The organism is Streptomyces sp. NPDC048825 (assembly GCF_043198355.1).
GTDB classification, from domain to species: Bacteria; Actinomycetota; Actinomycetes; order Streptomycetales; family Streptomycetaceae; genus Streptomyces; species Streptomyces xiangluensis.
The window spans coordinates 376,716-401,950 of sequence record NZ_JBICUR010000001.1 but is presented as its reverse complement, the minus strand read 5'-3'; the positions used below and the strand labels follow the sequence as shown (position 1 = coordinate 401,950).

17 protein-coding genes and 1 pseudogene are annotated in these 25,235 nt (G+C 70.0%); 10 read left to right on the top strand and 8 right to left on the bottom strand.

Annotated features, from left to right (window positions below; genetic code table 11):
• Positions 1-186: 186 nt before the first annotated feature.
• The 3 genes and pseudogenes from ACGFNK_RS01800 to ACGFNK_RS01790 all read left to right on the top strand — a co-directional run.
• The gene (locus tag ACGFNK_RS01800) at positions 187-1,569 is read left to right on the top strand and encodes a glycine--tRNA ligase (RefSeq protein WP_393410923.1); all 1,383 of its coding nucleotides are present in this window, start codon (positions 187-189) and stop codon (positions 1,567-1,569) included.
• 367 nt (positions 1,570-1,936) lie between these two features.
• Complete coding sequence (locus ACGFNK_RS01795) at positions 1,937-2,881, top strand: DUF4394 domain-containing protein (protein ID WP_393410921.1); 945 nt, start codon at positions 1,937-1,939, stop codon at positions 2,879-2,881.
• 74 nt (positions 2,882-2,955) lie between these two features.
• Positions 2,956-3,107, top strand: a pseudogene (locus ACGFNK_RS01790) (TetR/AcrR family transcriptional regulator); the annotation flags it as partial.
• Between the two features lie 119 nt (positions 3,108-3,226).
• Here the strand turns inward: ACGFNK_RS01790 and ACGFNK_RS01785 are convergent.
• Entirely contained in the window at positions 3,227-4,249 is a 1,023-nt protein-coding gene (locus ACGFNK_RS01785; RefSeq protein WP_393410919.1) for an aldo/keto reductase, read from the bottom strand.
• Between the two features lie 112 nt (positions 4,250-4,361).
• Between ACGFNK_RS01785 and ACGFNK_RS01780 the strand changes: the two genes are divergently transcribed.
• Positions 4,362-5,252 (top strand): AraC family transcriptional regulator N-terminal domain-containing protein, encoded by an 891-nt coding sequence (locus tag ACGFNK_RS01780; protein ID WP_393410917.1) that lies wholly within the window; start codon positions 4,362-4,364, stop codon positions 5,250-5,252.
• 12 nt (positions 5,253-5,264) lie between these two features.
• On the opposite strand, the gene ACGFNK_RS01775 is transcribed toward ACGFNK_RS01780, so the two are convergent.
• Together ACGFNK_RS01775 and ACGFNK_RS01770 are read right to left on the bottom strand one after the other, a co-directional pair.
• Positions 5,265-5,471 carry a hypothetical protein gene (locus ACGFNK_RS01775; protein ID WP_344395465.1) on the bottom strand — a complete coding sequence of 69 codons (207 nt, stop codon included), beginning with the start codon at positions 5,469-5,471 and terminating at the stop codon, positions 5,265-5,267.
• A gap of 112 nt (positions 5,472-5,583) precedes the next feature.
• Positions 5,584-7,017 carry an MFS transporter gene (locus ACGFNK_RS01770; RefSeq protein ID WP_393410915.1) on the bottom strand — a complete coding sequence of 478 codons (1,434 nt, stop codon included), beginning with the start codon at positions 7,015-7,017 and terminating at the stop codon, positions 5,584-5,586.
• Positions 7,018-7,127: 110 nt separating this feature from the next.
• Here ACGFNK_RS01770 and ACGFNK_RS01765 point away from each other — a divergent pair, with 110 nt between their 5' ends.
• A complete protein-coding gene (locus tag ACGFNK_RS01765; RefSeq protein WP_393412122.1) occupies positions 7,128-8,033 on the top strand; it encodes a helix-turn-helix transcriptional regulator in 906 nt (301 codons plus the stop codon).
• Positions 8,034-8,038: 5 nt separating this feature from the next.
• Here ACGFNK_RS01765 and ACGFNK_RS01760 read toward each other — a convergent pair whose 3' ends face one another.
• Entirely contained in the window at positions 8,039-9,484 is a 1,446-nt protein-coding gene (locus tag ACGFNK_RS01760) for an MFS transporter (RefSeq protein ID WP_393410913.1), read from the bottom strand.
• Between the two features lie 104 nt (positions 9,485-9,588).
• Here ACGFNK_RS01760 and dusB point away from each other — a divergent pair, with 104 nt between their 5' ends.
• On the top strand, positions 9,589-10,767 hold the full coding sequence (dusB, locus tag ACGFNK_RS01755; RefSeq protein ID WP_393410911.1) for a tRNA dihydrouridine synthase DusB: 1,179 nt from the start codon (positions 9,589-9,591) through the stop codon (positions 10,765-10,767).
• A gap of 247 nt (positions 10,768-11,014) precedes the next feature.
• Here dusB and ACGFNK_RS01750 read toward each other — a convergent pair whose 3' ends face one another.
• Positions 11,015-11,467 (bottom strand): peptidoglycan-binding protein, encoded by a 453-nt coding sequence (locus ACGFNK_RS01750; RefSeq protein WP_393410909.1) that lies wholly within the window; start codon positions 11,465-11,467, stop codon positions 11,015-11,017.
• Positions 11,468-11,982: 515 nt separating this feature from the next.
• On the opposite strand from ACGFNK_RS01750, the gene ACGFNK_RS01745 reads away from it, so the two are divergent.
• Together ACGFNK_RS01745 and ACGFNK_RS01740 are read left to right on the top strand one after the other, a co-directional pair.
• On the top strand, positions 11,983-14,337 hold the full coding sequence (locus ACGFNK_RS01745; RefSeq protein WP_393410907.1) for a sensor histidine kinase: 2,355 nt from the start codon (positions 11,983-11,985) through the stop codon (positions 14,335-14,337).
• A complete protein-coding gene (locus ACGFNK_RS01740; RefSeq protein ID WP_393410905.1) occupies positions 14,334-14,990 on the top strand; it encodes a response regulator in 657 nt (218 codons plus the stop codon). Before ACGFNK_RS01745 ends, ACGFNK_RS01740 begins: the two co-directional genes overlap by 4 nt.
• Positions 14,991-15,083: 93 nt before the next feature.
• On the opposite strand, the gene ACGFNK_RS01735 is transcribed toward ACGFNK_RS01740, so the two are convergent.
• Positions 15,084-17,018: a glycogen debranching N-terminal domain-containing protein gene (locus ACGFNK_RS01735; protein ID WP_393410903.1), complete on the bottom strand. Its 1,935-nt coding sequence runs from the start codon at positions 17,016-17,018 to the stop codon at positions 15,084-15,086.
• Complete coding sequence (locus ACGFNK_RS01730; RefSeq protein WP_393410901.1) at positions 17,015-18,550, bottom strand: trehalase family glycosidase; 1,536 nt, start codon at positions 18,548-18,550, stop codon at positions 17,015-17,017. Before ACGFNK_RS01730 ends, ACGFNK_RS01735 begins: the two co-directional genes overlap by 4 nt.
• A 146-nt stretch (positions 18,551-18,696) precedes the next feature.
• Between ACGFNK_RS01730 and ACGFNK_RS01725 the strand changes: the two genes are divergently transcribed.
• Both ACGFNK_RS01725 and ppdK read left to right on the top strand, forming a co-directional pair.
• On the top strand, positions 18,697-19,914 hold the full coding sequence (locus ACGFNK_RS01725) for an ROK family protein (RefSeq protein WP_393410899.1): 1,218 nt from the start codon (positions 18,697-18,699) through the stop codon (positions 19,912-19,914).
• 460 nt (positions 19,915-20,374) lie between these two features.
• On the top strand, positions 20,375-23,125 hold the full coding sequence (gene ppdK, locus ACGFNK_RS01720) for a pyruvate, phosphate dikinase (RefSeq protein ID WP_393410897.1): 2,751 nt from the start codon (positions 20,375-20,377) through the stop codon (positions 23,123-23,125).
• Between the two features lie 119 nt (positions 23,126-23,244).
• Here the strand turns inward: ppdK and ACGFNK_RS01715 are convergent, their stop codons facing one another.
• Complete coding sequence (locus ACGFNK_RS01715; protein WP_393410895.1) at positions 23,245-24,936, bottom strand: SulP family inorganic anion transporter; 1,692 nt, start codon at positions 24,934-24,936, stop codon at positions 23,245-23,247.
• Between the last annotated feature and the right edge of the window lie 299 nt (positions 24,937-25,235).

Here is a 25,235-nt window from a genome sequence, read left to right as displayed (position 1 = left end):
TCCGGGGGGCGGGCCCGCCGGTAATCTGAAGCATTCGCACCTGAAGCGATCGCTCCTGCAGCAACCGCCCGCCCGTCACCCGACCACCACCCCTCACCGAGGCTCCCCCAGAGCTAAACGCCTGGGGGCACCCCCATCGCACCGCACCAGTCAAATTTTCGCCGTCGTCGTAATGAAGAGAGCACCGTGGCCGCCGACAAGATCGACACCATCGTCAGCCTGAGCAAGCGCCGTGGCTTCGTCTACCCGTGCAGTGAGATCTACGGCGGCCAGCGCGCCGCCTGGGACTACGGGCCGCTGGGTGTCGAGCTCAAGGAGAACCTCAAGCGCCAGTGGTGGCGCTACATGGTGACGTCGCGCGAGGACGTCGTCGGTATCGACTCCTCGGTGATCCTGGCGACCGAGGTCTGGGTGGCCTCCGGTCACGTCGCCACCTTCACCGACCCGCTCACCGAGTGCACCTCCTGTCACAAGCGGTTCCGCGCGGACCACCTGGAGGAGGCGTACGAGGCCAAGCACGGCCGTCCGCCCGAGAACGGCCTCGCTGACGTCAACTGCCCGCACTGCGGCAACAAGGGCCAGTTCACCGAGCCCAAGCAGTTCTCCGGCCTGCTCTCCACGCACCTCGGCCCCACCCAGGACAGCGGCTCCGTCGCCTACCTGCGGCCCGAGACCGCGCAGGGCATCTTCACCAACTTCGCCCAGGTCCAGCAGACCTCGCGCCGCAAGCCGCCGTTCGGCATCGCGCAGATGGGCAAGTCCTTCCGGAACGAGATCACTCCGGGCAACTTCATCTTCCGTACGCGCGAGTTCGAGCAGATGGAGATGGAGTTCTTCGTCAAGCCGGGCGAGGACGAGAAGTGGCAGGAGTACTGGATGGAGCAGCGCTGGAACTGGTACACGGGCCTGGGCCTGCGCGAGGAGAACATGCGGTGGTACGAGCACCCGCAGGAGAAGCTCTCCCACTACTCGAAGCGCACGGCCGACATCGAGTACCGCTTCCAGTTCGGCGGCAACGAGTGGGGTGAGCTGGAGGGCGTCGCGAACCGCACCGACTACGACCTCGGTGCCCACTCGAAGGCCTCCGGCCAGGACCTCTCCTACTTCGACCAGGAGGCGGGCGAGCGCTGGACTCCGTACGTCATCGAGCCCGCGGCCGGTGTCGGGCGGGCGATGCTCGCGTTCCTCCTGGACGCGTATGTCGAGGACGAGGCGCCCAACGCCAAGGGGAAGATGGAGAAGCGGACCGTGCTGCGGCTTGACCCTCGGCTTGCGCCGGTCAAGGTTGCGGTGCTGCCGCTTTCGCGGAACCCGGAGCTTTCCCCCAAGGCCAAGGGGCTGGCTTCTGCGCTGCGGCAGCACTGGAACATCGAGTTCGACGACGCGGGGGCCATTGGGCGGCGTTATCGGCGGCAGGACGAGATCGGTACGCCGTTCTGTGTGACCGTCGACTTCGACACGCTCGACGATGATGCGGTCACCGTGCGTGAGCGGGACTCGATGAAGCAGGAACGTGTTTCGCTGGGCCAGATCGAGGGTTACCTGGCGAGTCGGCTGATCGGCTGTTAGTCCGCCCCCGCCGCCCTTACCCGTCCCATCCTGGGGGCTGCGCCCCGGACGACCCCACTGGGGCTGCGCCCCAGACCCGCCTGCGTCTGCCGGGTTCGTGTGGTTGGGCGGCTGCGGGTTCGTTGTGGCTGGTCGCGCAGTTCCCCGCGCCCCTAAAAACGCGCGGTTCCCCGCCCCTTACGGGGCGCGGGGAACCGCGCGTTTTTCAGCGGGGACCTGCCCGGTTCAAATGCCCCGGTTCTGTCACGTCCGTAACGGATGTAACAGAACCGGCGGATTCGCAATCCAAAGCCCAAACCGTTCCGAAGAGGTGGGCATACGCGGCCCGCAGGGGGTGGGTCGCTGTGAACCTCTCACGGGGGCATCAATGCGTAAGCAGGCAATCATCGGCGTCGCGACCATGGCGCTGGCCATCGGAACCGTCGGCTGTGTCGCGGGGAGTGACGGGGAGCAGGGGGCCGCGTCGTCGGCGGCCTCGTCCTCTTCGGCGATCGAGGCCAAGGGTGGTGCCGGGGCGCTGCCGGCGGGCTCGGGTGGGCGGCTCAGTGCCATCGGGCTCACCGACAAGCAGCGGCTCGTCAAGTTCCGTGTCGACCAGCCGAACCGCGCCCTCCCGCTCGGCAAGGTGGACGGGCTCAAGGGTGACAGCAAGCTGGTCGGCATCGACTACCGCGTTCAGAACGGCAAGCTGTACGGCGTCGGCGACCGCGGCGGCATCTACACAATCCGCGAGATCGGCGCCAAGGCCACCAAGGTCTCGCAGCTGAGTGTGCCCCTGCAGGGCAACTCCTTCGGCGTCGACTTCAACCCGGCCGCGAACCGGCTGCGGGTCATCAGCGACACCGGCCAGAACCTCCGCCACAACATCGACGACCCGGCCGGCGCTCCGGCCGCGGGTGCCACCGCGGTCGACGGCACCCTCAGCAACCCGCCGGTCCCTCCCGCCACGACCGGGGCCACGGCGCAGGGGGTGACCGGGGCCGCGTACACGAACAACGATCTCGCCGCGGCGACCGCCACCACCCTCTTCGACGTGGACACGGCTCTCGACCAGGTCTCCGTCCAGTCCCCGGCCAACGCGGGCAACCTCGCGCCCACCGGCAAGCTGGGCGTGGACGCCGGTCCGAGCGCGGGATTCGACATCTACACCTCGACCCGGTCCGGCTCCAACACCGCGTACGCCGTCCTGCGCGTCGACGGCAAGCAGCGGCTGTACCGGGCGGATCTGCTGAACGGCTCGGTGGCTCGTACCGGGACGTTCGACAGCGGTCGAGCGGTGGTGGACGTGGCGCTGCCGCTGCGGCAGGGCTGAGTCGGCGACAGCAGGGCTGGGACTGACACCTGACGCCTGACAGCTGACAGATATTGAAATCTGTCAGCTGTCAGGGCAGTGTCTACCGGTACTTCCGTACGAAGGCGGCGCTGCGGGAGACGGTGACCAAGCGGTGGCTGGACCCTACGTCCGAGGCGCTCGCCGGTATCGTCGCCGCGGACCGCGGACCGCGGACCGCGGACCGGAGGCCCGGCTGCGTGACTGGCCCGAATGGGAACGGCCGGGGATCGGTGCGGAGTTCGAGGCCGTCCTCGACCTCGTACTACGGGGTCTGCGCGCCTGACCGCCTCCCCGGACCCGTGAAGGGCCCAGGGCCTGGAGGCCTCACCAGGACGGCATGATCGCCTCGGGGTAGCGGGACCCGGCCGCGCCCTGCGGCAGGATCTCCTGGACGCGGGCCAGGTCCTGCGGCGTCAGCGTGACATGCGCCGCCGCGACGTTCTCGGCGAGGCGCTGCGGGCTGCGGGTGCCCGGGATGGGCACGATGTCGTCGCCCTGGGCCAGCAGCCAGGCCAGCGCCAGTTGCGTGACCGTGATGCCCTTGGCGTCGGCCAGCGCGGTCAGTTCGCGGATGGCGGCCAGGTTCTTCTCGTAGTTGCCGGGCTGCCAGCGGTCGTCCCAGCTGCGCATGTCGTCCGCGGGGTATTCGGCGGCGGGCTTCACCGCACCGGTGAGGAAACCGCGGCCCAGCGGTGAGTACGGTACGAAACCAATGCCCAACTCGCGTACCACGGGCAGTACTTCGGCCTCGACCGCCCGCTCGAACACCGAGTACTCGGTCTGCAGCACGGAGACCGGGTGGATGGCGTGGGCGCGCCGCAGAATGTCCGGGCCGGCCTCGCTGAGCCCGAGGTACCGCACCTTGCCTTCCGCGATCAGCTCGCCGACGGCGCCCGCCACGTCCTCGATCGGTACGTCAGGGTCGACCCGGTGTTGGTACAGGACGTCGATGTGGTCGGTGCCGAGGTGGCACAGGCTGTTCTCGGTGACCTCGCGGATGTGGTCCGGGCGGCTGTTCAGCGCGAAGCCCGCGCCGTTCTGCGGGACGCTCATGTCGAAGCCGAACTTGGTGGCGATGACGACGTCGTCGCGGAAGTCCTTCACGGCCCGGCCGAGCAGTTGCTCGTTGCTCCCGGTGCCCATGCCGTACAGCTCGGCGGTGTCGAAGAGGGTGACGCCGAGGTCGTACGCCCTGCGGATGGTGGCGATGCCGCCGGGTTCGTCGCCGACCCCGTACGCCATGGTCATGCCCATCGTGCCGAGACCGATCGCCCCGGCCTCAAGGCCCTGCGTGCCGAGCTTGCGCTTCGGCAGGTTCCTGCTCTGGTTCTTGTCCTGCTGTGTCATGCCGTCGACGCTACGAGCGCGGGCACCGCGCGGTCATGGGCCGGGGACCGCATAGGATTGCCTGATCCTCTCAGGGCTCCGGCCCAGGAACACGCCAACCAGGGAGCGCCTCATGCTGGACGAGCTCGCGGCGGCCATCGCCCGGCACGGCGACGACTGGTGGTCCGACACCGCGGTGCCACGCCTCCGGCTGGTGAGGCTGGACGAGCCCATCACCCCCATCGACCTGCTGTACGAGCCGATGATCTGCTTCATCGTCGACGGCTCCAAGAGCAGTGTCGCGGGCGACCGGAGCTGGACGACCGGGAGTGGGGAGATGCTCTTCAACTCGCTCGTGCTGCCGGTCACCTCCACGTTCGAGCGGCTGCCGTACCGCTCGGCGGTGCTGCGCCTCGACGGCCGGATGCTCGCCGACCTCCTGCTGGAACTGGACGGCACGGACCCCGTCCCGCTCACCGGGCGCGAGCCCGGCGGGCAGATCACCGCACCGATGACCCCCGAGATCGTCGACGCGGTCACCCGATGGGTACGGCTGCTCGACACTCCGGACGACATCCGCCCCCTGGCGAACCGTATCGAGGGCGAGATCCTCTACCGCCTGCTCGGCAGTCCCCTCGGCCCGACCCTGCGTCACTTCACGCTTGCGGACACCGCCGCCGCCCGCGTCCGCACGGCGGCCAGGTGGATCTGCGAGCACTACACCGAGCCGCTCAGCATCGAGAAGATCGCTGCGGTGGCCCACATGAGCCCCGCCACCCTGCACCGCCACTTCAAGTCCGCCACCGGCATGAGCCCGTTGCGCTTCCAGAAGCATCTGCGACTTCAGGAGGCCCGCCGCCGTCTCCTCGCCGGCGACGCCACGGCGGCGCTGGTCGCGGAGGCGGTCGGGTATGTGAGCGCGACGCAGTTCAACCGCGAGTACCGACGGGCGTACGGACTGCCGCCCGCCCAGGACGCGGCCCGCCTGCGCGGTCGGCTGGTGGACGCCGGGCGGACACGGTAGGGACCGGCTCCGCTATCCCTCCGACGGATCCACCGTCGCCTGATGCGCCTCCGCGAGGTGTTCCTCCGCCTTCAGCCACGGCAGGAACTGCGCGCCCTTCTTCCAGCCGCACGTATCGCATCTGACCGTGCGCTGCATGCCCGCGCGTTGAACCCGTACGACGTGCTCGCGGCCGTGCTGGTCCCAGCGGCTGACCTTGCTCGTGTTGATCTCCAGCATGACGAACTCCTCTTGTGGGTGGCTCGCAGAAGGAGTGTGCAGCAAGACCAACATCAACAGGGATTACTTGGGAGGAGAGTTGGCCCACGGACGGCCTCGGGCCACGGGCGCGCTAACTGATCGTACGGGGCAGCCGCAGGCTCAGCAGGATCGTCAGGACGATGCCCGCCAGCTGCGCCAACAGCGTTGTGACCAGGGCGTCTCGCATGCCCAGGCCGGGTACCAGCGCCAGGAAGAGGGTGCCGAGGGTGGCGACGCCCAGGGCGAGGGCCGACTGCTGGACGGTGATCATCACGCCGCTGCCGACTCCGGCCCGGGCGGGCGGGACCTCGGAGAGGATCACGCGGAAGACGACGGGGAGTTGGAGGGCCTGGCCCGCGCCCGCCACGGCCGCGCCCGGCAGCAGTTCCACCACGCCCAGGTCCGGCCAGGAGCGCCAGGCGGCGAGGGCGATGAGGGCCACGCCGACCGCCTGGATCAGTCCGCCGGCGGTCACGACGCGTGTGCCGTAGCGGGTGACGAGCCGCGGGCCCCAGAGCGAGACGACGAGGAAGACCACCGCCATGGGCGCCAGCGCGAGTCCGGCCGGGACCGGGCCGAGCCCGGCACCCTGCTGCAGCGCCACCGCGATCACGAACATGAAGCCGCTGAAGCCGATCGAGAACGGCACCACCATGGCGAGGCCCCGGCGCAGCGACGCCAGCGCGAACAAGCTCGGCGGCACCAGGGGCGTACGGCCCTGGCGGTCCTCGCGGCGCTCGACGAGATAGAAGGCCCCCGCCGCGAAGGGGAACGCCGCCATCGCCAGCCAGGTCCACAGCGGCCAGCCCGCCGCCCGGCCCTCGGTCAACGGTGCCAGCAAGGTCAGCAGGGAGACGGCCAGGAGCACTGTGCCGGGGACGTCCACCGGCTCGGGGTGCTGCGAGCGCGTCTCGGGGACGGTGCGTGCGGCCAGGATCAGGCCGAGCAGCACCACGGGCACGTTCACCAGGAACACGGAGCGCCATTCCGTGCCCGCGATGTTCGCCGCGACCAGGACGCCGCCGAGGATCTGGCCCGCGACCATGGAGAGCCCGGCCGTCGCCCCGTACAGGCTCATGGCCTTGGCGCGGCGCGGGCCTTGAGTCGCCGACTGGATGGTGGCGAGGACCTGCGGCAGCATCGCCGCGGCCGCCGCGCCCTGGGCGACGCGTGCCGCGACCAGCGTCCAGGCGGTGGGCGCCAGTCCGCACGCCAGCGAGGTCAGCCCGAAGGCGGCCATACCGGCGAGGAAGAGCCGACGCCGGCCGAACATGTCGCCGAGCCGTCCGCCGAGGACGAGGAGCACGGCGTACGAGACTCCGTATCCGGCGACGACGAGTTCCAGAACCGCCTCGCCGGCGGACAGGTCGCGGCCGATCGTCGGCAGCGCGACGTTGACGATGAAGAAGTCGATGAGGGGGAGCGCCGCGCCGAGGAGCACGGTGAAGAGCCCCAGTCCGCCGAGCACGGGTGGGGCGGCGGGGGAGCGGGCGGCACTGCGGTCGAGAGTTTCTGTGTCGGTCACGTACCTCAGCGTCGGCCAACTCCCAGACGGGCACCAGAGTGTGCTCATCCTGGTACCAGCAGTACCTGGCAACAGGATCGGCCAGACGGCAGGCTGGAGGCATGACGAGCATGGTCCGGGAGGTTCAGGAGATTCAAGACGCGGAGGCTCGCGAGGACAAGGAGCCGGTGGCGGCGAGGGAGTCGGTGATCCGGCGGCATGAGCTTGCCGCCTTTCTGCGCCACCGCCGCGAGCACATCGCCCCCGAGCAGGTCGGCCTGCCCCGCGGCCGCCGCCGACGCACCCCGGGCCTGCGCCGCGAGGAGGTCGCGCAGCTCTCCGCGGTCGGCGTCACCTGGTACACGTGGCTCGAACAGGCCAGGGACATCCAGGTGTCCGTCCAGGTCCTCGACGCTCTTGCCCGCACGCTGATGCTCGACGCCAGCGAGCGCGCGCACCTCTTCAACCTGGCGGGGGCCGTCGACCCCGCACCCGGCGCGCACTGCGCGTCGGTAACCGACGCCCAGCGCGCACTCCTGCGACAGCTGGATCCGATCCCGGCCTCCATCCAGAACAGCCGGTACGACGTTCTCGCCTACAACCGCACGTACGGGCTGCTGTTCTGCGACCTCGACGCCATCCCGCCTCAGGACCGCAACTGCATGCTCCTGTGCTTCACGAACGAGGACTGGCAGTCGTCGCTCGTGCGGCTGGAGGAGACCATGCGGGTCATGGCCGCCAAGTTCCGCGCCTCGATGGCCGGTCATCTCGCCGAGCCCGCCTGGAAGATGCTGCTCAAGCGGCTGCGTACCGAGTCGCCGGAATTCCGGGAGATCTGGGAGCGGCACGAGGTCGTGAGCGCGAGCAGCAAGCGCAAGCAGTTCACCAACGCCCATGTCGGCCTGCTCACCGTGGACGGCACCGATTTGTGGCTGGGCCCGCACAGCGGCCCCCGCATGCTGACGTTCGCCCCGGCCGACGCCGAGTCCCGCGAACGCCTGGAGAAACTGCACGCGATCGCCCTCGAGAGAGGCTGAGAGGATCAGGCCAGTACGTCCGTCTGCGCCTTGACCTCCGCCGACTCCAGCCGTTCTGCCGTGCGTTCGGCGGTCCGCCGGGCCCAGCGGCCGCTCGTCAGGGCGCCGACGAGCAGGACCGAGAGGCCGCAGGCCGCGATGATCCACCAGCCGGGGCGGGCGGCCGAGACGAAGACCTCGCGGTACGGGGACGAGCCCACACCCGCGGCCAGTACGGCGCCGATCACGGCGACCCCCAGGGTCTGGCCGATCTGGCGGCTGGTGGAGGCGACCGCGGCGGCGACACCGGCCTGGGCGCGGGGCATGCCGGAGACGGCGGTGTTGGTGATGGGGGCGTTGACGAAGCCGAAGCCGAGGCCGAAGAGGACGTAGCCGATGACGAGCGTCACGTTCGACGTCTCGGCCTCGAAGGCGGCGAAGAGCACCCCGCTCGCCGTCATCGCCACTCCGGCGACGAGCAGGGAGAGGCGGGGGCCGCGGCTGCCGACCAGGCGGCCGGACAACGGGGCGGACACGAAGGTCAGAGCGGCCATCGGGAGCATCCACAGGCCCGCGCCCAGGGCGGTGAGACCGCGTACGTTCTGCAGATAGAGCGTCGAGAGGAAGAGGAACCCGCCGAGCGCCGCGAACGCGCTGATCGCCACAACCGTGGCCCCGCTGAACGGCGCCGAACGGAAGAAGCGCAGGTCGATGAGGGGTTCGGCGCGGCGCGGCTCGTACCACAGGAGGCTCAGCAGGGCGGCCAGGGCGAGAGTGCCGAAGGCGATGACCTTGGGAGCGCCCGAGTGGGGGGCTTCGATGATCGCGTATGTCAGGGAGCCGAGCAGCGCGATCACCAGGAGCTGGCCGACCGGGTCGGGGCGGCGGGCCTTCGGGGCGCGGGACTCGGGGACGTAGCGGAAGGTGAGCAGGAGTGCGGCCAATCCCACCGGGAGGTTGATCCAGAAGATCGAGCGCCAGCCGACCGAGTCCACGAGAAGGCCGCCGACCAGAGGGCCGGCCGCCATCGATATGCCGACGACACCGCCCCACACCCCGATCGCGCGGGCGCGCTCGCGCGGATCCGTGAACGTGTTGGTGATGATCGACATCGCGACCGGGTTGAGCATCGAACCGCCCACCGCCTGCACCATCCGGAAGGCGATGAGCGACTCGAGGTTCGGCGCGAGGGAACAGAGCACCGAGCCGATCGTGAAGACGACCAGCCCCGCCATGAAGACCCGCTTGCGGCCGATACGGTCGGCCGTCGACCCCGCGAGCGTCAGCAGCGAGGCCAGCACCAGCGTGTACGCGTCGATCGTCCACTGGAGGCCGGACGTGCTCGCGTGCAGTTCACGCTGCATCGAGGGCAGCGCGACGTTCAGCACGGTGTTGTCGAGGCTCACGATCAGCAGACTCATGCAGCAGATCGCGAGAACCAGCATGCGTCGGCGGTGGCTGAGCTCGGGCATTGCTCCAGAGTACGCGATGTCGGTAGTGCGCCTAACTAACGATCGCGGGACGTCGCGGCCGACGGCTGTGGCTCGTGCTCGTCGGCGTACGCGACAATGGGGCCATGCCCACGCCCACACCTCTCCTGAACCCCACGCTGTCGATCGGCCCGCACCCGGTGCAGCCGCCCGTCGTCCTCGCCCCCATGGCCGGGATCACGAACGCGCCGTTCCGCACGCTGTGCAGGGAGTTCAGCGGCGGCAAGGGCTTGTTCGTCAGCGAGATGATCACGACACGGGCGCTGGTCGAACGCAACGAGAAGACCATGCAGCTGATCCACTTCGACGCCTCGGAGACTCCGCGCTCGATCCAGCTGTACGGGGTCGACCCGGCGACCGTCGGCAAGGCCGTCCGCATGATCGCGGAGGAGGACCTCGCCGACCACATCGACCTCAACTTCGGCTGCCCGGTACCGAAGGTGACGCGCAAGGGCGGCGGCTCGGCCCTCCCGTACAAGCGCAACCTGCTGCGCGCGATCCTGCGCGAGGCGGTGAGCGGCGCGGGGGACCTGCCGGTCACGATGAAGATGCGCAAGGGCATCGACGACGACCACATCACGTATCTGGACGCGGGCCGGATCGCCGTCGAGGAGGGCGTGACGGCGATCGCCCTCCACGGCCGGACGGCCGCGCAGCACTACGGCGGTACGGCGGACTGGGACGCGATCGCCCGCCTCAAGGAGCACGTGCCGGAGATCCCGGTCCTCGGCAACGGCGACATCTGGTCGGCGGACGACGCGCTGCGGATGGTGCGGGTGACTGGTTGCGACGGGGTGGTGGTCGGCCGGGGTTGCCTCGGACGGCCGTGGCTGTTCTCGGACTTGGTGGCGGCGTTCGAGGGGCGCCCGGCCGCCCGGGCCGGAGGCTCTGATGGATGCAGCGCCCGTCCGACGCTTCGTGAGGTGGCGACGGTGATGGTCCGACACGCGACCCTGCTCGGGGAGTGGATCGGCGACGAGAGCCGCGGAGTCATCGACTTCCGCAAGCATGTGGCCTGGTACCTGAAGGGTTTCGCGGTGGGGTCGGAGATGCGCAAGCGCCTTGCGATCACGTCGTCCCTGGAGGAACTCTCCGAGGGTCTCGCGGAGTTGGACCTGGACCAGCCGTGGCCGACGGGCGCGGACGGGCCTCGCGGCCGTACGTCCGGCAACAACAGGGTTGTCCTGCCGGACGGCTGGCTCAAGGACCCGTACGACTGCGCCGGGATCGGCGAGGACGCGGAGTTGGACACGTCCGGGGGCTGAGTGTTCGCTGCGGGTGCGTGAGGGCTGGTCGCGCAGTTCCCCGCTCCCATTGCCGGATGGGCTTGCAGGCGGTGGTGCCGGGCCCAGGTGCTCGGGCCGCGCGGGCAGCGGCGCAAGCGGTCGAGTGGACGCCGCCGCTGTGAACAACGGCGGCGCCCAATTCCGAGCCGCGCCTTCCCCTCGCAGGGCGCGGACCGAACCGTCCCGACTGTCCACGCCGGGCACCGGGCGGCGGATCAGCTGTTCGTCAGTTACAGCTGATCCGCGCCCCGGTTTCCATGCTGTAGTTCGCCCACACCATCGCATCCCGCGTATTGGGGCCGTAATCGCCGTCCGCCCTGACACCCACCCTCCTCTGAACGGAGATGAGCGCCGACTCGGTGAGGGCTCCGAAGACCCCATCCGTTGCCAGGCCGTATCCGTAGCAGGAATTCAGGTTCTTCTGAAGGGCGCGGACTGCCGTGTTGCTCATCCCCCGGTCCAGCCAGCAATTGCTCCCATCGCCGGTGACGTAGGGGACGTACTTGTAAGAGGTGGGGTTTGTGACTCTGTTGTAAATCGTAGCCCCGTAGCTGCAAGGGGAGGCAGCCGTGGCCGCGGTCGCGGACGGCGCGCCGGCGAGGACGCCGCCGAGGAGGCCGGCCAGAAGGGCCCCCGCGGCCGTAGCCGACTTGGCGCGCCCGCTTCGGATTTTGATCAACTTTGCTCCACCTTCCGATTGCCGGGCGGCTTGCCCGAGTTCCTGCAGGACGGGACTGCGGGTGCGACTGAAGCAGCGTGAACTAAGAATCATCACAGTGAAAGTGAGGTCATGCGCGCCCGCCACGGCCGGTGTCAGCCCCGTACGACGGGCACAGTAGCCCGGCCCGGTCGCTGAGTGTGCCGGTCGTTTGCCCCACAAGGAACGGTCGCCGCACACACCGGAATACGCGCAAGGCAGCGGCCGAGACCGCCTCTCGTTCACAGCCGTGACCTTGTTGAGCTTCGACTGCCGCTGCACAACGCGGGCAGCTCAGTTGTCGTTCGGCGGCTGGAATCAGAAGGCCGACCTGACGCCTTCATCGCACCGAGGCCGGGGCTGAACGGGCGCTCTTCCTTGATCGTGGATCAACTACCCTTGTTGCTGTGCGGCATGGGGGATACGGGGGGAACGGGGATGGGGCCGCTGAGCCGATAGACGGGCCCAGAGACGGGCCCAGGTCCAGTGAGCGCCTGTTGAACCTGACCCTCGAGCGGTACGGGGTGTGGCTCCGGTCCACCGTGGTCTGCCTGGGCAGTGCGCTGGGTGTCGTCTCGGCGGACGTGGCGGGGATTCCCCTGGCGATGTCTTTGCTGGTGCCCGCTGTCCTGGCCTGCGGTGTGCGCCTCTACGCGCTGCGCCACCCGCTCCCGTTCGCCCTGCTGTGGACGTTGGACGCGGCCGTGTTGGTGCTGACAGGACTGTCTCAGCCGGTGCTCGGCGGCGATGGCGCGGATGTGATGGTGGAGGCGATTGTCGGCATCAGCGTCATCACTTTCCAGCACGAGTGGGCGACGCGCCCAGTGGCCGGGGTTGGCCTGGCCGCGTTGGGGGCTGTCGCCTGCGTGCTGGGCGACGTCCTCTCCTCGCCCGGGCACAGCCCGGAGTTGGTACCCCTGGTGCGCATGCTGATCGAGGGGGGCCTGTCGAGGGCCGCCTACCTCATCGTTCGGGCGCGGGCCAGGGCGGCTGACCGGTCGGCCGCGGCCAGGGCGGCGTCGCGCCGGGAGGCCGAGGTCGCCGCCGCACGGAGGGCAACCGAGCGCGAGTACCTGGCGACCCTGCACGACACGGCGAGCGCGACACTGCTGATGGTCTCCCAGGGCGACGGCCGGGACTGGTCGTGGCTGCCTCTACGTGCCAGACAGGATCTGGAGGCATTGTCCGCCATGCCCGGATTCGAGAAGGAGAGCGTCGACCTCGCGGAGCTTCTCGGCTGTGTGCCCGAGGGTGAGGGACAGGCCAGGGTGCAGCTCAAGACGCACATCGACGGCCCGCTCGCGATTCCGTCCGGGCCTGGGCTCGCGATATTCAACGGGGTCCGGGAGGCCGTCACCAATGTGGCACGCCATGCCGGGGTGCGGGAGGCGGAGCTCAGGGCATGGGCAGAGGAGGACGGCGCCGTCGTCGAACTGTCCGACGCGGGACGGGGCTTCGATCCGGAGTCCGTCCCCGCACGGCGCCGGGGCATCTCCGGTTCCATCATCGGCAGGATGCACGCGGTCGGCGGCTCCGCTTCCGTTACCTCACGTCCGGGCACCGGGACCCTCGTGCAGTGGCGCTGGCACGGCCGGGCTCGGGCGTCACAGGCAGGAGCTCGGGCGTCACAGGCAGCAGACGGAGCGCAGGTGACCGACGGCGTACCGCGCCCGCCCCGCGCCCAGGCACAGCACACCGCTGTCGTCCGCCTCATCCGCGGGCAGCTGCTTTACGGGGCCCAACTGGCCGCACTGCTGATCAGCCTGGTGGCGCAGTTCGCCATCTCGCTGCGCCAGCTCACGGCCTACCAGGACGTGTACCACCCGGCGTGGGCACAGACAGCGGCCTTCGTCTGCCTCGCCGCCGTCGCGGCGACCGGGGCCGCCTATCTGCTGCGCGGCAGGCAGGTGCCGCCCAGGGTGCGCTGGTGGAGCCTGGGCGCGGTACTGACCGTTTCGGCGACAGGCGCGTTCACGCTCCCGCCGGAGCGGTTGACAGGTGCCGAGGACTGGGCGTTCGGACTGGTCGGCTGGCATGCGCTGTTCCTGCTGGCAGACCTGCGGGTCCGGGTGTTCGCGGCGTTCCTCGGGGCGCATATCGGGCTCAACGCGGCCGCTGTGTTCTTGTCGGGGGCTCCCACCGCCGCGGAGTCGGCCGCCATGGGGATCTCCACGGTATCCATCTGCGGCTTCCAGCTCTCCGTCGGTGTCCTACTGACGCGCCTGCTCCACGGTATGGCACCGGCAGCGGGGACCGCGGCCGCACAGGAGGAGGAACTGCGTACCCGGGAACGCATCCACGAGGACATGCAGCGTGATCACAAGGAGCGCTACCGCGCCCTGACGGCGACGACAGTGCCGCTGCTCGTGGGACTCGGCCACGGTGTGCTGAGCCCGCACGACGAGGAGGTCAGGCTCCGGTGCGGCGTGGAAGCCGCCCGTATGCGCCGCCTGTTCGCCGAGGGCGATGCCGTCTTGGACCCGCTGCTGAACGAGTTGCAGGCGTGCGTCGAGGTGGCCGAGCACCAGGGGATGACGGTGAGCCTGGCCGTACGAGGCCAGTCGGGTGAGGTGCCTGTGGAGGTACGCAGGGAGCTGATCGATCCGGTGGCGGTGATTCTGGGCCGTACCCGCTCGACCGCGCGGGTGACGGTCGTGTGGACCCCCCGCGCGGTCCGGGTGAGCGTGGTCAGCGAGGACTGCGCCGGCGGCCGTGGCACGGCAGAGGCTGCTCAAGCCCACGGCCGTGCCACGGACGCGAAGGTGACCGTGGCCCGAACAATGCGCGGTGGAAGTGTGTGGGTGGAGGCCGGCTGGAGAAGACCGGCGGCCTCCGGAGTTGAGCTGACATGAGTGACAACGCACCAGTCAGCGTGGTCGTCGTGGACGACCATCCCGCCATCCTCGCGGGAGTAGAGGCGTGGTACGCCGCATCGCGGCGGCCCATCACCGTGGTCGCGGCCGGCGGCTCCGTACAGGAAGCCTGGACCGCGCCGGGCAGCACCGCCGATGTCGTCGTCCTGGATCTGCAACTGGGCGAGGGCGGCCCCGCCTTCGGCAGCCTTCGAAGACTCGTCGACGCCGGGCGGCAGGTGGTCGTCTATTCGATGCGGGATGACGAGAAGACAGCACTCGGCTGCCTTGACCTGGGAGCCGCGACCTTTCTGACCAAGAGCGAGGGCCGAGAGCACCTGGTCGAGGCGACGCTGGCAGCAGCCGATGAGCGGCCCTACATGCCGCCCGCGCTGGCCGGCGCGCTGGGAACCAACACCCGCGCCGACCGCCCCCTGCTCTCCGCGCGCGAGGAGAACGTGCTCATCGAGTGGTTCCAGTCGGAGTCGAAGGAGTTGGTCGCGCAGCGTCTCGGCATCTCCGTACGGACGGTCAACTCGTATCTGGACCGGGTGCGGATCAAGTACGCGAACGTCGGCCGCCCCGCGCGGACCAAGGCAAGCCTGGTGGCCCGCGCCATCCAGGACGGGCTGGTCGACGTGGACGACCTCTGAGTACGGGCAAGAGGACAGACGACCTCACCTCTCGCCGCCCACTGATACTCATCGTGGACCCGCCCTCGCGAACCGACATATAGCCCCGAGCTCTTAAGCGCCCCCAACAGCCGTCAGCAACGCCAATGGAGCCGCCGCCGACCGGGATTCCCGCACGCACGCATGCGGATAGGGCACCGGCTCCCCGTGACTGTCGCGGCCATAGCCCGCAAGGACCTCCGGCAGACGATGACCCGCGGCCGTCGCCGCGTCCACCAGCGCATGGGCGACCGCCCGAGCCTCGTCGTGCAACCCGTACCGCGCCAACCCCAACGCGATCAACGCGTTGTCATGCGGCCACACAGACCCCCGGTGATACGACAGCGGATGGTACGCGGCCTGGCCGGAGGCCACCGTCCGCACCCCCCACCCGGAGAAGAAGTCCGGCTCCAGCAACCGCCGCCCCACCAACTCCCCGTACTCCTTGTCCAGCAGCCCCGACCACAACAGATGCCCGGCGTCGGAGGCGAGTGCGTCCACCTGGTTGCCGTCACCGTCCAACGCCAGTGCGGGAAAGGCGCGTTCAGGCATCCAGAAGTCCCGCTGGAAGCGATCACGGAGGTCGCCCGCCGCCTGCTCCAGCAACGCCGCGTACACCTCGTCCTGCCACACCGTGCGCGACAGATGCGCGGTACGGCGCAGGGCGTCGTACGCGTACCCCTGGGCACCCGCGGCCATGACCGGCCCGGTGGCGCGGCTGCCGTCGGCGGAGCAGATGGCGCCGGGGGAGTCCTTCCAGTTCTGGTTGGCGAGACCGCCCTCGTCGGCGCGGTAGACGAGGTAGCCGCGCGAGGTGAGGCCACCGTGGTCCAGCATCCAGCCGATCGCCGCGCGGGCGTGCGGCTCGAGGCGGCGGGCCGTGGCGACATCGCCGGTCTGCTCGACGTACGCGCCGAGCAGCACCAGGAACAGCGGCGTGGCGTCGACCGAGCCGTAGTAACGCCCGTACGGCACCTGCCCGAAGTGCGCCAGCTCCCCGTGCCGTACCTCGTGCACGATCTTGCCCGGCTGGGCCACGGCCCCGGTGCCGGTCGCGGTCGCCTGCGCGGCGGCGAGCGCGGGCAGGGTGGCCGCGGCGAGCTGGGGGCGGTAGGGGAGCGTGAAGAGGGAGGTGAGGAGCGCGTCCCGGCCGAGCAGCGTCAGGAACCAGGGGACTCCGGCTGCCGGGACGCGAAGTTCCTCTCCGTCGGGTCCCGTTGCCGGAACCTGGAGGACGGCCAGGTCGGCGAGGCCCCGCGCGCAGGCCGCGGCCAACTCCGGCCAGCCCGTCGGGAAGGGCACACCCTCGGTGAACCCGCCCTCCAGCACGCGAAGTTGCTCGTTCGCGGCGGACGGGGAGGCCGGCACCTCCGGGTGCGGCGTGCCGTGCGGGCGGGCCGCGACCCGGAGGGCCAGCTCTGCGGAACCGTGCGGTTCCAGGTCGAGGGCCCAGACCAGGCGACGGGCGCCCGTCCCCGTCTCCTCGACGCCTTCCGGCGCGGGCTCGGCGGTGACCGTCGTGGAAGAACGCCACTCACCGCGCCGATAGCTGAACTCCACGCCGTCGTCCAGGATTTCGCGGGAGCGGACGGCGCCGATCTTGGCGTACGTACGGTGGTCGGAGCGCAGCTCGAACTGGTCCGAGAAGTCGGCGTCCGCGGTGACCGCGATCCGGACCGTCGTCGGCACCGGACGGTTGCTGGTGACGCGCAGCGCCTCGACGAACGCGCCGTCGGCGACGGCCTGTTCACGGAAGATCGTGTACGCGGGCGGCTCCTGGCGGCCACCGCGCGGTACGAGAACGCAGCGCGCCGCGTCGCCGTCCGCGACCGGAGACAGCAACTCGGGCACCGCGCCGTCGACGGTCAGCTGCCAGCGGCTCAGGTGCCGGGCGTCTCGTACGAACAGCCCGTCCGGGGAGCCGCTGCCACGCACTCCGCTGATGTCCCCACCGTCGCCCACGGCCGCGAACGTCCCACCGTGCACAAGCAGATGCTGCCGGTCCGTCATACCTGGTTCCCTCCCTTGGCACCCTTGCCGATCTCTTCGCTTGCGCGCACCGCGCCCTGTGCCGTGTTGTGTGCCGGGCCGGGCGGCTCGTGCTGGTGGTCGTGGTCGTGGTCGTGCAGCAGGTCGAGCGTCAGCGCGGCGGTCCAGCTGAAGCCGGGCGCTCCGCAGGCCTCGCCGGCGTACGGGGTCACGTACTCCGCGAATCCGGACGCGCCCGCCGTGCCGAGCAGCGCGCTCCGCAGGCCGTCCGCGAGGGCCTGCTCCCCGTGCAGCCTGAGGCCCCGCTCCAGCATCCAGTTGGTGTTGAACCAGGCCGGGCCCCGCCAGTACCGGTGCGGATCGAAGGCCTCGCCGGTCAGGTCGTAACTCGGTACGAGCCGGGTGGCGCCGCCGAGCCCGAAGTGCGGGCCGCGCATCGTCTGTACGAGGCTGTCGGCGACGTCACGGGGCAGGGCGGGCAGGAGCAGCGGGACGAGTCCGGCCACGCCGCGCTCGGGGATGAGCTCCCCGGTCCGTACGTCCCGGCAGAAGAACATCCCCTCCGCCGGGTCCCACAACCGCTCCACCAGTGCCGCCGTCAGCCGCTCCGCCCGTGCGCGGCGGGCCGTGGCATTGGCGCCCAGCTCGCGGGCGATCCGGGCCAGCGCGTACTCGGAGGCGATCAGGAGCGCGTTGAACGCCGGGTCCTCGACCGCGAAGTTGCCCGCCCCATCGGCATATCCACGGTCCCGGTAGTCGCTCGCCAGCGCCACATACCGCCCGTAGTCCAGATCCGTAGGCCGGTCCGAGGCGGCCCCGTGGTCCAGGTCGGCGCGGCGGAAGGTGCGGGGCGGGGCAGGTGTGACGCGGCTGAGCGGGGCGTCCCAGGAGGGGGCGTTGTCCATGCCCTGTTCCCACGGGTGGACCACGGAGGCCAGGCCCCCGCCGCCCAGGTCCCGGCGGTGCAGCAGATAGCGGTGCCAGGCCGCGAGCTGCGGATAGAGGCGGGACAGGAAGCCGCGGGCCCGTGACAGGCCCGGGTCGGCGACATGCACCAGCCAGGCGGCGAGCGCGTGCACCGGTGGCTGCACGATGCCCGACGTCTGTACGGTGCGCGGGGCGCCCGCGGCGTGTCCCGCGGTGGAGGAGCGCCAGAAGTCGGGGCTCGGGAAGTACGCATCCAGCGGGACGGAGGGGTTGAAGACGATGTGCGGAATCCGGCCGTCGCCCCACTGCGCGTCCAGCAGCGTCTCCAGCTCGACCTGTGCCCTGAGCGGCGACAGATGGCGCAGCCCGATCGCGATGAACGCCGAGTCCCAGGACCACTGGTGGGGATACAGGCCGCGCGAGGGCACCGTGGACGTCCCGGTCCAGTTGTCGTGCAGCACCCGGGCGGCCCTCAGGTGCAGCGAGCGCGCGGCGGGGCCCGGATCGTATACGGCCGTCCCGGAATGGCCGATCTCACCGTGGCCGGAAAATGGGGGTGAGGCCGAGGTGCGTACGGGCCCCAGGGGTCCGGTGCGGCGGGCTGTGAGCTGGGTCGAGCGGTCCACTCGGGTCTCCACGAAGACGTATGTCCGGCCAGTTCGGTTGATGCTGCCGTAGGGTTACGTCTATTTAACACGCAAAACTCAATATGTAATGCAGAGTTGAGGAACGCAAGAGGGTGTGCATGACCGGGAACGCCGGGAGGACCGGTATGGCAGGACGGGCCGGGAGGGTGGGCGGCCAGGCGAGCGCAGGCGAGCTGCTGGCGCTGGTGCGCAGCGGGCGGGCCACCACGCGCGGTGCCTTGCAGCAGGTCACGGGCCTGTCCCGGGCCACGGTGGGCCAGCGCCTCGACCGGCTTTTCAGGGCGGGCTGGCTGCGCGAGGGTGCCGCGGGCCCGGTGGAATCGCCGCTCGGCGGCCGGCCCTCGGTCCGACTTGAGTTCGACGACTCACATGCCGTCGTCCTCGCTGCCGACCTCGACACCCGGCATGCGCGCGCCGCGGTCCTCTCGCTCACCGGCGAACTGCTTGCCGAGCACACGGGGTCGCTGCTCATCGAGGACGGCCCGGACGTGGTGCTCGGCGAACTCGGCCGCTGGTTCGGTGAGCTGCTGGAGAAGGCGGGGCACCGGGCGCAGGAGGTGTGCGGGATCGGGCTCTCCGTGCCGGGGCCGGTCGACAGCGACACCGGCCGCGTCGTCCAGCCGCCGATCATGCCCGGCTGGGACGGCTACGACATAAGAACCCGGCTGACCCGCTCCTTCGCCGAGCACACGGGCGCCGAATCCGTCCCGGTGCTGGTGGACAACGACGCCAACCTCATGGCGTACGGCGAACAGCGCACCGCCTACCCGGACTGCTCGGCCTTCGTCCTGATCAAGGTCTCCACCGGCATCGGCGCGGGCGTCGTGGTCGGCGGCACGATCTACCGGGGCATCGACGGAGGCGCCGGGGACATCGGGCACATACGGGTCCCGGAGGGCGCCGACGCCTTGTGCAAGTGCGGTTCGTACGGCTGTCTCGCCGCCGTCGCCAGTGGCGGCGCCGTGGCGCGGCGGCTTGTGGAGACCGGGGTGCCGGCTTCGTCCGGCTCAGATGTGCGGGATCTGCTGACCGCCGGGCATCCGGGGGCGGCGGCGCTGGCGCGGGACGCCGGGCGGCTGGTCGGTGACGTACTGGCGACCGTGGTGACGCTGCTCAACCCCGGGGTGCTGATGATCGCCGGGGATCTGGCCGGAACTCCGTTCCTCACGGGCGTACGCGAGCTGCTCTACCAGCGCGCCCTGCCCCGCTCCACCGCCCACCTGGACGTGGTCACCTCACGGCTGGGGGAGCGGGCGGGCCTGGTGGGGGCGGGGCTGCTGGTGGTGGAGCACCTGTACGCGCCAGAGCGGGCTGAGGAGCGACTGCTGGCGATGGGCGTGTGAGTCGGCCGGGGTGCGGGTCTGCGCGGTGGTCGCATGGGTGCGGATCCGTGTGTGACATCGGCGTTACGGTCCGCGTACGCGTCCGCATGGTGAAATCTGGCCGCTTCCATCGGCGTGATTCTTGCCACCCTTGATAAGGGTTGCGCTCAGATGAGCGGATCTTGGGCCATTGCACTTCTCCAAGGGGTGGCACTCAGTGCCACCCCTTGATCGTTCACGACTCGAACTCACACGTGTGGAGTGCCGCTCATCTGAGCGCTCTGGCGGGTCTACGTGCGTTGACTCGTTCGGGAAGTGAAAACACCAACTTCCGACTCATTGCCAGGTCTTGACTTGCGATCTGTTGGCGGACGAGCGGTTACGGCCGCATGACGCGTAAGTGGACGTACCGAGGTACCTTCGATCTGGGTATGTTCCTCGCCGTCAGGGCAGCCAGCGCGTCCTCGAGGAGTCGAGATCCGTGTCGGAAAACAAAGATCCCCACGTAACTGGTAGCGGCGACAGTGTTGTCGGCGGAGTGAAGTTTGTTTACGACTTCACCGAGGGCAACAAGGACCTCAAGGACCTCCTCGGTGGCAAAGGCGCGAACCTCGCCGAGATGACCAACCTGGGCCTTCCCGTCCCGCCGGGCTTCACGATCACCACCGAGGCGTGCAAGACGTACCTCGAAAGCGGCGCGGAGCCCGCGGCACTGCGTGACGAGGTCAGTGCGCACCTCGACGCCCTCGAAGAGCAGATGGGCAAGAAACTCGGGCAGGCCGATAACCCCCTGCTCGTATCGGTCCGTTCAGGGGCGAAGTTCTCCATGCCGGGCATGATGGACACCGTCCTGAACATCGGGCTCTCCGACAAGTCGGTCCAGGGCCTGGCCAAGCAAGCCGGTGACGAGCGCTTCGCCTGGGACTCGTACCGGCGGCTCATCCAGATGTTCGGCAAGACCGTCCTCGGCGTCGACGGCGAACTCTTCGAGGACGCGCTGGAGTCGGCGAAGGCGGCCAAGAAGGTCTCGGTCGACACCGAGCTGGAAGCGGCCGACCTGAAGAAGCTCGTCACCAAGTTCAAGAAGATCGTCAAGACCGAGGCCGGGCGCGACTTTCCGCAGGACCCGCGCGAGCAGATGGACCTCGCCATCCACGCGGTCTTCGACTCCTGGAACACCGACCGCGCGAAGCTCTACCGCCGCCAGGAGCGCATCCCGCACGACCTCGGCACGGCCGTCAACGTCTGCTCGATGGTCTTCGGCAACCTCGGCCCGGACTCGGGTACGGGCGTGGCCTTCACCCGCGACCCCGCCAGCGGCCACCAGGGCGTGTACGGCGACTACCTGCAGAACGCGCAGGGCGAGGACGTCGTGGCCGGCATCCGCAACACGGTCCCGCTCGCCGATCTGGAGAAGATCGACAAGAAGTCGTACGACCAGCTGATGCAGATCATGGAGACCCTGGAGAACCACTACAAGGATCTCTGCGACATCGAATTCACCATCGAGCGCGGCCAGTTGTGGATGCTCCAGACGCGCGTCGGCAAGCGGACGGCGGGCGCGGCCTTCCGTATCGCGACACAACTGGTGGACCAGGGACTGATCGACGAGGCCGAGGCGCTTCAGCGCGTCACCGGCGCCCAGTTGGCGCAGCTGATGTTCCCGCGCTTCGACGAGGACACGAAGGTCCAGACGGTCGGCCGGGGCATCGCGGCGTCGCCGGGTGCGGCGGTCGGCAAGGCGGTCTTCGACTCGTACACGGCGGTGAAGTGGTCGCGTTCGGGCGAGAAGGTGATCCTGGTCCGCCGCGAGACGAACCCGGACGACCTGGACGGCATGATCGCGGCGGAGGGCATCCTGACCTCGCGCGGCGGCAAGACCTCGCACGCCGCCGTGGTGGCGCGCGGCATGGGCAAGACCTGTGTGTGCGGTGCCGAGGAGCTCGAGGTCGACACCAAGCGGCGCCGGATGACGGTGCCGGGCGGGCATGTGGTGGAGGAGGGCGACCTCATCTCCATCGACGGGTCGAGCGGCAAGGTGTACCTCGGTGAGGTGCCCGTGGTCCCGTCCCCGGTCGTGGAGTACTTCGAGGGCCGGATGCACGCGGGCGCCCAGGACGCCGACGAACTGGTCGAGGCCGTACACCGGATCATGGCGTTCGCCGACCGCAAGCGTCGCCTGCGGGTGCGCGCCAACGCGGACAACGCCGAGGACGCGATGCGCGCCCGTCGTTTCGGCGCGCAGGGCATCGGCCTGTGCCGCACGGAGCACATGTTCCTCGGTGACCGTCGTGAGCTGGTCGAGCGCCTCATCCTGGCCGACACGGAGGCCGAGCGCGAGGAGTCGCTGAAGGAACTGCTGCCGCTCCAGAAGCAGGACTTCGTGGAACTGTTCTCGGCGATGGACGGCCTGCCGGTGACGGTCCGTCTCCTCGACCCGCCGCTGCACGAGTTCCTGCCCGACATCACCGAGCTCTCGGTCCGGGTCGCCCTGGCGGAGTCCCGCCAGGAGCCGCACGAGAACCTACTCCGCCTCCTCCAGGCGGTGCACCGCCTGCACGAGCAGAACCCGATGCTGGGTCTGCGCGGCGTACGCCTCGGCCTGGTCATCCCCGGCCTGTTCACGATGCAGGTACGGGCGATCGCCGAGGCCGCGGCGGAGCGGAAGTCGGCGAAGGGCGACCCGCGAGCCGAGATCATGATCCCGCTGGTCGGCACGGTCCAGGAGCTGGAGATCGTCCGCGAGGAGGCCGACCAGGTCGTCGCCGAGGTCGAGGCGGCGTCGGGCACGGAACTGAAGCTGTCGATCGGCACGATGATCGAACTGCCGCGGGCCGCGCTGACGGCGGGCCAGATCGCGGAGGCGGCCGAGTTCTTCAGCTTCGGCACGAACGACCTGACGCAGACGGTGTGGGGCTTCAGCCGCGACGACGTGGAGGCCTCGTTCTTCACGGCGTACCTGGAGAAGGGCATCTTCGGCGTCTCCCCGTTCGAGACGATCGACAAGGACGGCGTCGGCTCCCTGGTGAAGCTCGCCGTCGAGGCCGGCCGCGCCACCCGCCCCGATCTGAAACTCGGCGTGTGCGGTGAGCACGGCGGTGACCCGGAGTCGGTCCACTTCTTCCACGAGGTGGGTCTGGACTACGTATCCTGCTCGCCGTTCCGGATCCCGGTGGCCCGCCTGGAGGCCGGCCGCGCGGCATCCTCGTCGAAGGGCAGCGACCACCGCTGATCCTGTCCCGGACTCCGGAGCCGTCGTCGGTCACCCCGACCCTCACCGACGCGATGGCGGCTCCGGTGCGCGAAAGGAAGGGGCGGCGCCTGTGCGGAGGCGCCGCCCCTTTCGCGAGGTCAGCGGGATGTGTAGGTCTCCGCGTACTCCTCCGGCATCGGGCGGGTGTCCAGGTAGAACCACTCGGCGGTGGGACCCGGAGCCGGGGCGGCGGGTGGGTGTTGGGACAGGGGTTCGTCGGCCCGGATCGTGCGCGAGGACTCCGGTGCGGTGGGGGCCTTCGTGTCGGTGGCCGTGTGTTTCGCCGGGCCCGGCATCAGGAGTTCCACGCGCAGCCCCTTGGCGCGCTGTTGGGTGACGAACTCCTCGACCTGGTTGCGGCAGGCGTGGTCCAGGTGGGTGACGCCCTTCAGATCGAGGCGGATGCGCGGCTTGCCGGCCTCGGCGGCGCCCTCCAGGGCCTCGATGACCTGCGGCAGGCGGAGGAATGTCGCGTTGCCCGCCATCACCACCTTCGCCGTGTCGTCCTCGATGTGCTGCTTGATGACCGTCTGCGACATGCGCACGGCCGCGAGGATGATGCCCGCGGCGAGGCCGACCAGGACGCCCTCCAGCAGGGCCGTCGCCACGATGACCAGCGTGGTCAGCGACATGACCGCGAACTCGCCCCGGTCCTGGCGCCACATCTTCGGGAACTCGGCGGGTGCGAAGAGCTTCCAGCCGCTGTGGATGAGGACGCCCGCGAGGACCGAGATCGGGATCAGGGCCAGCACCTGCGGCAGCAGCAGCGCGAACAGCAGTAGCCACAGGCCGTGCAGGGTGCGGGACATACGGGTTTTGGCGCCCGCCTGCACGTTGGCCGAACTGCGGGCCACCACCGCCGTGATGGGCAGCGCGCCGAGGATGCCCGCCACCGTGTTGCCGGCGCCCTGCGCGATGAGCTCGGGGTTGTAGCGGGTGCGCGGGCCGTCGTGCATACGGTCGACGGCGGCAGCGGTGAACAGCGACTCCGCGGACGCGATCACGGTGAACGTGAGGATCGCCGTGATGACGGCGGGGTCGGCCAGGCCCGCGAACTGCTCCGCGCCGGGTACGTCGACGGAGGCCAGCAGATTGCCGACCTGGAGCGTCTTCACGTTCACGCCGGGTAGGGCGGCGACCGCGATGCCGATGCCCACGGCCACGAGCGCGGCCGGGATCTTGTTGACCGGGCCCGGCACCTTCTTCCACATGAAGCTGAGGACGACGGTGAGGATGCCGAGGCCGGCCGCGATCATCGCCTGCGGGTTCGAGACGGTGTCGGCGAGCAGGCCGGGGACGCCGGCCATGTTCTCGAGCGGGGTGCCGGGGGCCTTGGCGTCGGCCGCCGGGTACGCCTGGCTGAATATCAGCGGCAGACCGATGCCCGCGAGCATGCCCTGGACGACCGCCAGGGAAATCGCCTGGAAGAACCGGCCGAGCTTCACCAGGCCGAGGACGATCTGCAGGATGCCCGAGAAGAGGACGATCACGCCCAGCTGGGCCACACCGAGGTCCGCCACGGTCTCGGCGACCAGGGCGGCGAGACCGGCGGCCGGGCCGCTGACCTGGAGGGTGCTGCCCTTCGCCGCGCCGACCACCAGGCCGCCGATGACACCCGAGATGATGCCCAGCTCGGCCGGGACACCGGAGGCCACGGCGACGCCGATGCACAGGGGGAGGGCCACGAGGAAGACCACGAGGGATGCCGTGATCTCGGTGGCCAGGTCAGCCTTGGGGGCGTTGGGGGACTTCGAGCCCTTCGAGCCCTTCGAGCTCTTCGCGCCCTTCAAAAGGTTCGCGACCAGGGGTGACTTGGGTGTCTTGGGCGGCCCGGCGGCCTCGGGGCCCGTACTGGGACTGTGGCCCTCGGCCGCATGGGGTGGTGCGTGGGGTGGCCGGGGTGGGCGGGCTGTTGGTCCGGGTGGTTCGGACGGATGAGGTGGTGTCGCCCACGCGTCGTGGCGCGGGGGTCCCGGCGATGCAGGCCATTCGTCCTGATGGTGCGGGGGTGCCGCCCACTCGTCCGTCGGTCCGGGGGTCCCCCACGCGTCCTGAGGTGCGGGTGCGGTCTGCTGCGGTCCCCTCGCGT